The 12,783-nt window shown below is 40.3% G+C and carries 8 protein-coding genes and 1 pseudogene; 7 read left to right on the top strand and 2 right to left on the bottom strand.

Annotation, left to right across the window (positions count from 1 at the left end):
- The first annotated feature begins 146 nt into the window (after nt 1–146).
- The 4 genes from N4627_RS00410 to N4627_RS00425 all read left to right on the top strand — a co-directional run bounded on the left by N4627_RS00410 (nt 147) and on the right by N4627_RS00425 (nt 6,140).
- Nucleotides 147–1,607 (top strand): ABC transporter substrate-binding protein/permease, encoded by a 1,461-nt coding sequence (locus N4627_RS00410; protein WP_098045150.1) that lies wholly within the window; start codon nt 147–149, stop codon nt 1,605–1,607.
- Nucleotide 1,608: 1 nt separating this feature from the next.
- Nucleotides 1,609–2,352: an amino acid ABC transporter ATP-binding protein gene (locus tag N4627_RS00415; protein WP_191337219.1), complete on the top strand. Its 744-nt coding sequence runs from the start codon at nt 1,609–1,611 to the stop codon at nt 2,350–2,352.
- 556 nt (nt 2,353–2,908) lie between these two features.
- Nucleotides 2,909–4,249, top strand: a complete 1,341-nt coding sequence (locus N4627_RS00420) for an amino acid permease (RefSeq protein ID WP_260964804.1) — start codon at nt 2,909–2,911, stop codon at nt 4,247–4,249.
- Nucleotides 4,250–5,027: 778 nt separating this feature from the next.
- Nucleotides 5,028–6,140: a PTS transporter subunit IIC gene (locus N4627_RS00425; RefSeq protein WP_098045147.1), complete on the top strand. Its 1,113-nt coding sequence runs from the start codon at nt 5,028–5,030 to the stop codon at nt 6,138–6,140.
- A 123-nt stretch (nt 6,141–6,263) separates the two neighbouring features.
- Here N4627_RS00425 and N4627_RS00430 read toward each other — a convergent pair whose 3' ends face one another.
- A complete protein-coding gene (locus tag N4627_RS00430) occupies nt 6,264–7,046 on the bottom strand; it encodes a MerR family transcriptional regulator (RefSeq protein WP_098045146.1) in 783 nt (260 codons plus the stop codon).
- Nucleotides 7,047–7,127: 81 nt separating this feature from the next.
- Here N4627_RS00430 and N4627_RS00435 point away from each other — a divergent pair.
- From N4627_RS00435 to N4627_RS00445, 3 genes and pseudogenes are all read left to right on the top strand, one after another.
- Nucleotides 7,128–7,883, top strand: a pseudogene (locus N4627_RS00435) (SDR family NAD(P)-dependent oxidoreductase).
- A 272-nt stretch (nt 7,884–8,155) separates the two neighbouring features.
- Nucleotides 8,156–10,432, top strand: a complete 2,277-nt coding sequence (locus N4627_RS00440) for a glycoside hydrolase family 68 protein (RefSeq protein ID WP_260964805.1) — start codon at nt 8,156–8,158, stop codon at nt 10,430–10,432.
- Nucleotides 10,433–10,680: 248 nt separating this feature from the next.
- Nucleotides 10,681–11,706 carry a hypothetical protein gene (locus tag N4627_RS00445; RefSeq protein WP_098045144.1) on the top strand — a complete coding sequence of 342 codons (1,026 nt, stop codon included), beginning with the start codon at nt 10,681–10,683 and terminating at the stop codon, nt 11,704–11,706.
- Nucleotides 11,707–11,783: 77 nt separating this feature from the next.
- Here the strand turns inward: N4627_RS00445 and N4627_RS00450 are convergent, their stop codons facing one another.
- Entirely contained in the window at nt 11,784–12,767 is a 984-nt protein-coding gene (locus N4627_RS00450) for an aldo/keto reductase (RefSeq protein WP_124032057.1), read from the bottom strand.
- Nucleotides 12,768–12,783 lie beyond the last annotated feature (16 nt).

Below are 12,783 nucleotides of genomic sequence, written 5' to 3' on the forward strand. Positions count from 1 at the left end.
TTGTGGGCATTAGCCTTTAAAAAGATTAGTTTAAACCGATTTCATCTTGGATAAGCACACGATTCACTTAAAACTATTCACTTCTTTTTGGCTGAATGATAATGTATTACCAACGTTAAAATTTGATTAAAGAGGAGTCGGTATAGATGCAAAGCAATCATTGGAAAAAATTAATCACTGCCTTTATTGCGATTGTTGGAATTGTAATTGGGTGGGTGGTCGTCGAACAGCAACCGGCATCTGCTGACCCAACCTATACCTTTGCAACAAACAATACGTTTGAACCCTTTGAAATTCAGGATAGCAAGGGTGGGTATTCTGGAAAGAACCCAGGAATTGAAATTGAAATTCTTAAAAAAATTTCTAAACACGAGCACTTTAAGTACAAGCTAAAGCCAATGAGCTTTAACGGTGACTTGCAGGCGCTTGAATCAGGTCAAGTTGATGCGGTAATCGCCGGGATGAGTGTTACTGATGAACGGAAAGCCAAGTATGATTTCTCAACTCCCTACTACACTGATGGTGTTGTTATGGCAGTTGCCAAGGATAGCAACATTAAGTCGATGAAGCAGTTGAAAGGCAAAACCGTTTCAGCTAAGTCAGGAACTAGTGCTGCATTGTACCTGAAGAAGAACCAAGATAAATATGGTTACAAGATCCGGTACTTCGATTCATCGAACACCATGTGGAACGATGTAAAAAACGGCAACACGGCCGCAACCTTTGATGATGGTCCGGTTCTTCAATACGGGATTAAGACCGGAGTTCCGCTAAAGATTGTTACTAAGAAGCCAATTGATGCGCAACCTGTTGCCGTTGGTTTCCAAAAGGGCAAGAACTTGGAACTCCAAAAGAAGGTTAACGATGGGATTAAATGGTTAAAGGATACTGGTCAATTAGATAAAATTATTGATAAGTACACTAAGGGTAACGGGACAACTAAGACTACCGCTGCTGACCACACAATTTTAGGATTATTAAAGACTAACCGTGAAGCACTTCTTCGTGGTTTGTGGATGACGATTGAGTTAACCGTTGTCGGGATTATCTTTGCAATGATCTTTGGTGTAATTCTTGGTGTCTTGGGTGTCGTTAATAATAAGTTTGCTAACGGTATTTCAAGTACCTTAATCTACATCTTCCGGGGGATCCCAATGATTGTTTTGGCCTTCTTTATTTACATGGGGGTTCCAAACGTGATTGGTCATAAGGTTCCGCTATTCCTTGCCGGGATTTTGACATTAACCCTTGATGAAGGGGCCTACATTGGTGCCATTGTTAAAGGTGGTTTCAAATCCGTTAGCCAAGGACAGTGGGAAGCCGCTCGAAGTTTAGGATTACCATACAGTAAGGCTTTAATTAAGGTTATTGCTCCACAAGGGTTCAAGTTGATGGTGCCATCATTGGTTAACCAATTCATCATTACCCTGAAGGATACTTCAATCCTATCGGCAATTGGTGTCATGGAATTAACCCAAACCGGGACAGTAATTATTTCGCAAAACATGGAAGGGTTTAGAATGTGGACCATCATTGCGGTAATCTACATCATTATCATTACCCTATTAACATGGTTATCAAACTACGTACAAAAGAGGATGGCTTAATATGGATAAAAAATACAAAGTTCAAGTTAAGGACCTACACAAGAGCTACGGCAGTAACGAAGTGCTAAAGGGAATTGATCTCAACGTTAAGCCAAGCGAAGTGGTTTGCATGATTGGCCCTTCTGGTTCAGGGAAGAGTACCTTTTTACGGTGCATTAATAAATTGGAAGAACCGAATAGCGGACACGTTTACGTTGATGGTTATGACATTGCAGATCCAAAAGTAAACATTAACCAAGTTCGGCAAAATATCGGAATGGTTTTCCAGCACTTCAACCTCTTCCCGAACATGAATGTTTTACAAAACATTACATTAGCTCCGGTAGAACTGGGGAAAATGAGTAAGGACGAAGCGAAGAAGGCAGCAATGCATTACCTAGATATTGTTGGTTTAAGTGAAAAGGCTGATGCCAACCCAACTAAGCTATCCGGTGGTCAACAACAACGGGTGGCAATTGCTCGAGCATTGGCGATGAAGCCTGACGTAATGCTGTTCGATGAACCAACAAGTGCCCTTGACCCAGAAATGGTTGGGGACGTTCTTGAAGTTATGAAGCGGTTGGCTAAAGAAGGGATGACGATGATTGTCGTTACCCACGAAATGGGCTTCGCTAAGCAAGTTGCCGATCGCGTTGTCTTCTTCCATGACGGTGACATCCGTGAGCAAGGAACACCCGACCAAATCTTCGAACACCCTCAACATCCCGACACCAAGAGTTTCTTGAATAAGGTGCTGAATGTTTGAGTGAGTGCGAGCCGTTACGGATTAGCAACTGAGCACTAAGGAATCCCGGACGATGATTAGTAATAATCAAGTCCGGGATATTTAGGCTGAAGTTGCGGTCACGGCGAACACGTTATGACTGTGTAGCAGTAGAACGACTATGCTAGCTCTAGCAAGTCTCTGTCGAACACGTTACGACTATGCAGCAGTAGAACCTTTTTTAAAAAACAATTGAAATCCTAACAATATCGTTATGAGTAGGCTTTCAAAATCCGAAAGATTACATAAATATTCAAAATATTGTTTGACATTAGGCGTAAAATCATTATAATTATGAGTAATCTTTAATGTTAGTGAACAGAGATTCCGATGTTAGCTGAAATTCGGGACTAACAAAATGGCATGTACGTTTGAATTGGGTGGTTCCTTTATCAACTGAGAGGTAGTTCATTAATTTGAGCTATAAAGATGGGTGGAACCGCGTTAAAAGGACGTCCCTGGTATAAAAACCAGGGGCGCCCTTTTTATAAAAGCGATATATGCAAAAGATAGAAGTTAAATTTTAAGGAGGCAGATTATGGACGAACAGCAACAACAGAAGCTAAAGCGCTCATTAAAGAGTCGACACGTAACGATGATTGCCATTGGAGGTGCAATTGGTACTGGACTATTCCTTGGTTCAGGGAAGGCAATTCAACAAGCCGGATCAGCGATTATCCTTTCGTACCTAATCGTCGGTATCTTTTGCTTCTTTATGATGCGTGCGTTAGGGGAACTAATTCTCGCTGATACTTCTAAACACTCGTTTATTGATTCAGTTAAAGAATACCTTGGTGACCGAATGGAATTCGTTGCCGGATGGATGTATTGGGCTTGCTGGTTAACATTAGCAATGGCTGACTTAACCGCAACGGGGATTTACTTGAAATACTGGTTCCCATCAATGCCTCAGTGGGTTGGTCCGCTGTCAATCGTTGTTCTTTTGATGTTGGTTAACATGGTGAATGTCGGTTTATTTGGGGAACTAGAAAGTTGGTTCTCAATGATTAAGGTGTTGGCAATTATTGTCCTGATTGTGATTGGTGCGGTAATGCTCCTGATGCATAGCCATATCGACAATCGAACAGTGGAACTAAGCAACCTTGTTAATCATGGTGGTTTCTTCCCAACCGGACCCATGGGCTTTTTGATGTCATTCCAAATGGTTGTCTTTGCCTTTGTTGGAATTGAAATGGTTGGTTTGACTGCCGGTGAAACTAAGGATCCGCAAAAGGATATTCCAAAGGCAATCAACACTTTGCCGGTACGGATTGGTTTGTTCTACATCGGTTCAATGATTGCAATGATGGTAATTTACCCATGGACTCAAATCAAGACTACTTCTAGTCCGTTTGTTCAGGTGTTCGCTGCAATTGGTATCCCAGGAGCAGCCGGAATCATTAACTTTGTGGTATTGACTGCCGCAATGTCCGCAACTAATAGTGCAATCTTTAGTACAAGTCGGTCACTGTACTCGCTTGCTCAGAGCGGAAATGCACCAAAGCGGTTCGGTGAGTTGAGCGCCAAAGCAGTTCCTAATCATGCTTTGACTTTCTCGTCATTGATTCTCTTCATTACCGTAATTTTGAACTACATTATGCCAGCTGGAATCTTTGATGTGATTGCCGGGATCTCCACAATTACCTTTATCTTTACGTGGATCATTATTTTAGCAGCACATATTAAGTACCGGCAAAGAAATCCAAAAGGGGTTAGCTACTTCAAAATGCCAGGTTTCCCCGTTACTAGTTGGTTAACGATTATTTTCTTCCTTGCCGTCTTGGTAATATTACTCTTCATCGATTCAACACGAATTCCGTTGATCTTATCAGTAATCATCTTTGCCCTATTAGCTTGGGGATATGGGTTGAAGAAGTAGAGTGCGACCTCGCAAAGAACTCGCGGAAAGCTAACGATTTCTCCGGGGAGTGGTGTTCTACACCGCTTCACGGAGGTAGTTAGCTCTAGCGAGTTCCGAGGGAGCAGATTTCGACTCAGTTGCCTAGAACACCAAAAAAAGGCCAGAAAATTTTCTGGTCTTTTTCCGATCCTAAGCGGGCAAAAATGAATTATTATTCATGAGTATTAGGACAAATTTTCTGAATATGTTTGATTAGTAAAAGTGCTTTCATCCTTGATGTGACGCGGCTAAATTGATCTTTGCAAGTGGAGAATATATACTAAAGGTGTGAAGGGATATTAAGTGATTTCATCGAACATCTTCTCATAATAAACTACTTTGAAAGTATGTTGATATTAATCTGTAAAAAGTTAACAAAGACACACCCCACTCCACATAAAAACAATTTAGTTTCCTTGAAAAGCATGTTTAGCTAATTACTTAATTAGAAGGCCATATCTACAGAGCCCTTACGATAATAATCTCAGTTTAGTTCTCCCATTTTGAAGAACTGCAGAATACAATCTAACGGATCTTGATAACAAACAGTATCACTTGATTATCCCTTCAGCGGAAGCACGGAGACTTTAATTAGTCTCCGCTTTTAATTTTAAATGGTGAATTCGTTTTCAATGATTAAAGGTATGGGTCTGATATTAAAATTAAAAACAAATTAGAAAATAATGAGAAAAACTATTGATTTAGTTAGCGTCTCCATGTAGAATCAACAACATCAAAAATATTTAAGGAGGCGTTAATGATGGAAAATACTCAAGTTAATGCGCGACAAGCAAATGCAACTTATGCCAATTCGTCAGTAGTGAAAGAGGCGGCTTATCGAATTTTTGCGGCGGTGGCCAATGCCATTTTAGTCATCTTGGGAGGAGGACTTTTAGTACAGACTATTGGTAACTTATCTGGTCTGCATGTATTAACTTTGGTTGGTGCAGAAGCCCAAGTCCTCTTAGCGCCTGCGATCGGAGTTGCGGTTGCCTCACAAATGAATACCAACACTTTGGTAACCTTTGCTTCGATGATTTCAGCTACTGTTGGTGCTAATGCTGTTCACTTTACTACCACAGCCGTTAAGGGAGCAACAGCTACTGGTCAGGCTGCAGTTGCCGCAGTTGGTGCACCAGTATTTACAACTGGTCAGCCTGTTTCCGCTGTTTTAGCAGCTGTAGTAGCAGTACTGGTTGGTAAATACCTCACCGGGAAGACACCACTGGATATGGTATTAGTACCATTCGGAGCTTTAGCAGTTGGGATTAGTTTTGGCTTGCTGGTTGCAGCGGTAGTAACTCCAGCATTATTAGCTGTTTCTGCCTACATCGCTCACTCAATGCAAGTATCACCAGTGCTTGGTTCAGCTGTTATCTCTGTTGTTTGGGCCTTATTCTTAATGACCCCAGCTTCTTCAGCTGCCCTGGCCGTTGCCCTAACACTTGATCCTGTTTCTTCTGCGGCTGCTTTAATCGGGACAACCGCTCAATTCGTTGCCTTTACCGCAATGTCCTGGCGGCAAAATAACCTGGGAGCTAATATTGCTCAAGGATTGGTTACCCCTAAAGTTCAGTTCCCTAATATCTTGATCAACCCATACCTTTTAGTACCATCAGTTGTTTCCGCAGCGGTTTGTGCACCACTAGCAACAGTGCTGTTTAACTTCCGCTCAACTTACACGCTTGGTGGTTTGGGATTGAATTCATTGATTGCCCCGATTGCTTACCTTTCTCGGGGATGGGACCAATTCGCAACCTACATGGCACTCGGGGTTGTTGCTCCGGCTGTGATGTCAGTGGCACTCTACTTCTTCATGAAGAAGTCCGGATTGATCGGTGATAATCAACTTCACTTGAAACTTGTTTAGTGATAAAAGAAGTTTAAATTAGAACTATGTAAAATTACGATCCTAGATTAACGTTCATAATGAGTGAACCCCTTGAATACTAGACCTTAGCTAGTTTTCAGGGGGCTTTTACATGAGTATTGATTAAATCGACTTATTTACGGGAATATTTAGTTGGACAATTCTTTTATTCTTGAGAATTGCAATTTGACGGACATAAGGGCAATTACATATTTGATAATGGAGCTTATTTAGGAGAGCCACTTCGGGATGAATATTTAGAGTATCGTTCATTCTTTGTGAAATGACTCTATAACTTTGATAAATGCAATCAAAGGAATGATGGACTAATTGATTTGTTTCAATACTTAAATTATCAACTATTCCTTTTGAAATTGCAGTTCCACCGTTAGTAAAGCTAAGCTCGTCATTATCAGTTATTTTAGTAAATGCAATAAAATCAGAGAATGGAAAGTCGCTCGTCTTTGATAGATTGGTAAAGTTAGGGTATTTATCATTTCCAGCAAAGCCGTGTTCTTCAGAATATGCGAGATCATAATAAAAATCATCTTTTATAAATGATTTCCTGCCTTTTGAATAGGCAACTAATTCATTCATTTTCCAGGTCAGTCTTGTTTCTAAAATTTCATCGATCCTAATTTCGGATTTTAGGTGCTTAATTTGATTGGTTAAGACAAACTGAAAATCGCTTATATGATTAGCTGATCGGAGCTTCTTTATCTGTTGTAGTGGAAATTTGAATTCTCGATATTTTAATATACGAGCTAGATTTTCTATGTCTAAATCATCGTAATAATGATATTTAGTAGCGTTAACTTTTCCGTGAATAATTCCAATTTTTTCATAATATCTTATAGTCTCACGACCAATCCGAAATATTTTTTGTAAATCTTTTGAAGTATACATATTCTGTACTCTCCCTTGACTTGGTGGTTACCACCACCCTTAAACTGAGGATACACAAGTATTAAGGATGGTGAACTTATTATGAAAGGAAATATCTTAGTTATAACTGGCGGTTTAAGCGGTATTGGTAAAGGAACTGCTTTAGAACTAGCTAAAGAAAATTTAACGATTATTATTCTTGATGTACAGGATAAAAAGGCACCTGATGTAATTAAACAAGTTGAATTGCTTGGCAGTGAGTGTAAATACTTCCATTGCGATCTTACCAAACGTCAAGAGGTTGATAGGGGGTTTGAACAGATAGGAAAGCAATATTGACGGGTAGATTATGCATTTAATAATGCTGGACGTGGTATTTTATCGAAGCCGTTTGCTAAAGTAAATGATTCTGAGATTGATTCTTTGATTGATTTGGATATTAAAGCTGTAATGTATTGTATGATTAATGAATTAAAATTTATGACTGAACAACACTTCGGACGAATCGTGAACACTACTTCTGGTGCTGGGCTAGTTGCTGGTAAGGGGATGGCTCTTTATAGTGCTTGCAAGCATGCGGTTGTGGGCTTGACTAAGGCAGCCGCACTTGATTATGCTAAGAAAGAAATTACAATTAATGCAGTTGCTCCGGGAACAATTGCCACTGAATTAATTTTGCCTTACAAAGAAACCGCGCCTGAAGAATTCAAAAAGTGGGAAGATTCTAATCCGATAGGGCGGTTAGGTAAACCAGCAGAAATTGGTCATGCAGTTAAATTCTTTTTTGAGGATGGATCAGAATTTGTAAATGGCGTTATCTTACCGGTTGATAGTGGCTGTGTCGCTGGTAATTTTTAAAACTTATAAATAATATTAAAGCATTTATCAATTAAATTTGACAAGTGCTTTTTTGATTGCATTAATTAAATATTAATTTAGTAGAATAATTAATATTAGTTCCCTAAGGATTTAATCTAATAATTTTTAGGGGACTTTTTGTTTAACATTTTCTTTTTAACTAACCAATAACTGAAAAAGAAGGTCATTGACTGAAAAAACATTGACATGAAGAATCAGTGATACTATCCCTGTTGGATTTTGATAAACGTTTGATATTGGGAGGAAATGTTTTGGAATATAAAGAACATAAAAAGATGTACAAAGTGGGTAAGAATTGGGCAGTTGCGACTTTAGTGTCTGCCGGAATTTTAATGGGGGCAACGACAGTTCACGCTGATACAACGACAGTTTCTGCGACTGATAATGATGTAACTACTACTCAACCTGTAGCAGTTACACCTGTGGAAACAGTATCTGCAGAAAATGGTGCATCGCAACCAGGTACCACAGAGCACCCAGGTGATGTTGCCCAACCTGGCAAGCAAATTAATGATCAAACTACTCAGACAAAGGATCAATATGGATTGACTCCGGATGCTGCTAAGGCGGTTCAAGATGCAGGGATGGATCCAGCAAAGTTAACTCAAGATCAGGTTACCAACTTGGATAAGATTAACTTTAAGAAGAGTGGTAGCGATAAAACCGGAACCCAAATGACTTACGAACAGTACCGGGCAATTGCAAATGACTTGATTAATCGTGATCATCGTTACTCAATTCCATTCTTTAATGCTAAGGAAATTCAAAATATGCCAGCAAGCCATACTCGTGATGCGGAAACTAACGAAATAGCTGATCTTGATATTTGGGATTCATGGCCTGTTCAAGATGCGAATACTGGTGAAGTCGTTAACTGGAATGGTTACCAACTCGCAGTTGCAATGATGGGAATTCCTGCTAAGAATGATTCACATATTTACTTGCTATACAACAAGTATGGTAATAATAACCTAGCAGACTGGAAGAATGCTGGACCAATTTTTGGCTTTAACCAGAATTCACTTCATCAACAATGGTCAGGTTCTGCAACTAAGAATAGTGATGGGACAATTGAATTGTTCTATACAGATGTTGATACATCAGATCATGGATTAAATAATCAACGAATTGCTGCTGCCAATCTGACACTTACAGTTAACCCAGATGGTACTGTTTCAATTAATAAAGTTAATAATAACCATATTATTTTTGCTGGTGACGGTTACCATTATCAAACGTATGCTCAATGGCGCGCCACTAATAAAGGTGCTGATAACGTTGCAATGCGTGATGCTCACGTTATTGAGGTTGATGGTCAACGCTACTTGGTCTTTGAGGCCTCTACTGGTACTGAAAACTACCAAGGTGAAGATCAGATCTATAACTGGCAAAACTATGGTGATAATGCCAAGACAAATATTGAAAACTTCTTTGGCATTTTAAATAATGATGATATGACTAGCCGGGCTAGTTGGGCTAACGCAGCTTTAGGGATTCTTCGCTTGAATAACGATGAATCAAATCCAAAATTAGCAGACGTTTATACTCCATTAGTATCTGCTCCAATGGTTTCTGACGAAATTGAACGGCCAGATATTGTGAAATTAAATGGTAAGTACTACCTGTTTGCCGCAACACGGTTAAATCGTGGTACTGGTGATGATCTTTGGTCCAAGGCGGATAAGACAATTGGTGATAATGTTGTCATGATTGGATATGTTTCTGATCATCTTACTTATGGTTACAAGCCATTGAACGGTAATGGTGTTGTCTTAACATCAAGTGTTCCATTTAACTGGCGAACTTCAACATATAGCTACTATGCAATGCCGATTGCTGGTGATGATAGTGATGTATTAATTACTGCCTACATGACCAACCGTGGTTATGTAGCTGGTCAAGGTAATCGTTCTACCTGGGCACCAAGTTTCCTTGTTAAGATCAACAACGATGGCACGACTCAAGTATTGTCTAAAGCCACCAATCAGGGTGATTGGATCTGGGATAGTAGTTCAGAGAATGATAAGATGTTGGCTAAAAGCATTGATGAAGCTAAGCTAACAGGAGAAGCAGTACCAACTCGGGTACCTGACCTGTCATCTGGATCAAAAAAGGATGATCCAGATCCAGTTCCTGGTTACCAACCTGGCAAGGGCTCATGGGCTGTTGGTCCTGATGATGTTGCACCTGAATTGCCTGAATTTCCACTTCCAGATAAGCCAACACGGACTACACCAGACCGACCAGAAAAGCCAACCACGCCAGATCCAGATAATCCAGGGAAACCAACATCAAATACCCCTGGTACACCAGAGCAACCATTAAATCCTGGTCAACCAGTTATTTCAGGAACTCCGGGTACTTCGGATGTACCGAGTGGTAAGCCTGCAATTCAGCAGACTAATAATGTCAAAAATGATCCAGCAACGTTACCACAAACCGGTAACGAAAGTGGAGTAGTAGCACTTTATGTAGGGTCATTATTTGCACTATTAGGGCTTGCTGGTATTCAAAAACGCGTAAAGTAATTTAAAAAATATCCTTATAATAAACCCCCTAAAAATGAGACAGGCAGAAACAAAGGAAGTTTTTACCTGTCTCGTTTTGTATTTTATGTATGTTGTTCGACATTGGGTTAAAATAGAGTGAGAGTTAGTTAGATTTCTGAATAGGGCTTTTTGGATCATAAAGGATGTTTAAGAATTTTCTGGAGACTCTTTTTAAGCCTATAAAGAGTGATAAAATATATTGGAAGTTTATGGGGAGGTTAATCACTGTGAGCAATAACGATTCAGGAAGCAATGCCAAAGCAAAGATTTCGTTTGATATTAAGAATGTCAAAAAAACAGCCGATACTGAGGAAGGATCTTTAGCAAAGCGTCCCGTTTTTTCGATTAAAAGTAGTCAAACCGATCAAGCAGGAACGGCTGAAGAAAATCCAGAAACACCCGGCAATCAAACCCCGGTTAGCCAACGACCGGTATTTGATATCCATACTGATGCTGAGCAAAAAAATGGGGGAGATTCAGTATCAGTGTCAAGCGATTCGTTAATGAACGCTGAAGCTGCACCACAGATTACGGTTCAAAGCAAGGTGCCAGAATCTTCTGTAGATGGTGATTTTGGGTCACAAGCAATTTCACTAACCAGTGATGACTTGAAGACAGCATCTCAAGGCTTTTCGTTGGCTACTTCTCGGGATCCAGAGAGTTTAGAAACAGAAGAATCACAAAGTTCAGAAATAAATTCTGAAGATATGGGAAGCTCCCTTGATTCGTTAATGTCATTAAATCAAGAATTGTCCAAGCTTCAACAAGAATTAGATGCCAACTCGCTTTCACTAGCATCTAATAATAGCAAAATTGAAACAACGAATGTTGAACAGTCGCTAACCCGTGAAGCATACCGTAGCTCGGTAAGTGAAGTACAAAGCGGGCAAGAAGAGATTAAGTCAGACGAATCTACGGTGGCACAATCGCAGGAAAGCCAAGTTGCTCGGCCACAACCACCACGTCCGCAAAAGAATGGTGGAGAAAAGGTAAAGCCGCTCTTTACAACTCCTGAGGAAGAGCAAAATAAAGAGAAACAGCCTAAAGTTGAGTGGAACGGTCCCCAAGTACAAAGAAGAGAAGAACGTAAGCCGTCACGTGCTGAAAGTCGCCCTTCTTCACGGACCAAAAGTTCAGTAAACCATTCGCGGAGTGCTAGTCGCCGAACCAGTAACCATCAGTCAAAAAAGCAATCAGGTGTCCTTGGTAAGAGCTTCTTAGCGATGCTGGGATTTGGCCAAAAAGATAAATAATAAGTCAATAAATAGAATAGAGGCTGAGAAAATGCGTTTCGCTTTTTCTCAGCCTCTAACTATTTACCGATAATTTATTAGTCAGGATCCTTTAGTGATTTACCGCTCTTCGTATTCTTAAAGTGGTTGAATGCTAATTCAATGGCCTGGTACTCATCATCTGTTAAGGTAATGCCCATTGCCTTGGCGTTAGCGATAACTTGCTTAGCCTTCTTGGCGCCGGGGATGACGACAGAGATGAGCGGATTCTTTAAGTACCAAGCTAAAATGGTTTGAGCAACGGTAGCATGATGAGCATCCGCAATATCCCGAACCATATCAACTGCATCGAGAATGCTGCTGTATCGTGGCTCCTTGAAGTCAGCAATTTGACTTCGGATATCATCTTCAGGGAAGCTAACATCTTTAACGTATTTACCCGTTAATAGTCCCGAAGCTAATGGGAAGTACGGAACAAAGCTAATTTGATTATCGTGCAGGTAATCGAGCATTCCCTCCGTCAAATGATCCTGGTGAAGGAGACTGAATTCATCTTCAACGACATCAACGTAGCCATCCGCGTTAGCTTCCTTGATTTGGTCTAAGCTAAAGTTGGAAATACCAATTGCCCGAATTTTTCCTTCTTCCCGGAGCTTTTGCAGAGCACCCACGGCTTCGGCTTTTGGCGTGTCATGATCAGGAAAGTGGATGTAATAAATATCAATGTAGTCTGTCCCTAATCGTTTAAGACTCTTATTTACTTGGTCAGTTAAAAATTTAGGATCGTTATTGATTACTTCTTCCCCAGTAGAAAAATCATGAGCGCCCTTAGTTGCGATGACAATTTTATGACGATCGTAATCCTTGATTGCTTGACCAACTAATTCTTCTGAGTGACCAAGACCATAAACATAGGCCGTATCTAAGAGGTTGATCCCGTTATCAAGAGCAGCTTTAACTAATTTGATCCCATCTTCATCCTTGAGATCGGGGAAAAGATTGTGTCCACCAACCGCGTTAGTGCCCAGGCCAAGCGGGTTTGCGACAACATCAGAATGACCAATTTTAACAGATTCTACCATTATATAAGCCCCTTTC

This window comes from Limosilactobacillus vaginalis (genome assembly GCF_025311515.1).
Classification (GTDB): Bacteria; Bacillota; Bacilli; order Lactobacillales; family Lactobacillaceae; genus Limosilactobacillus; species Limosilactobacillus vaginalis.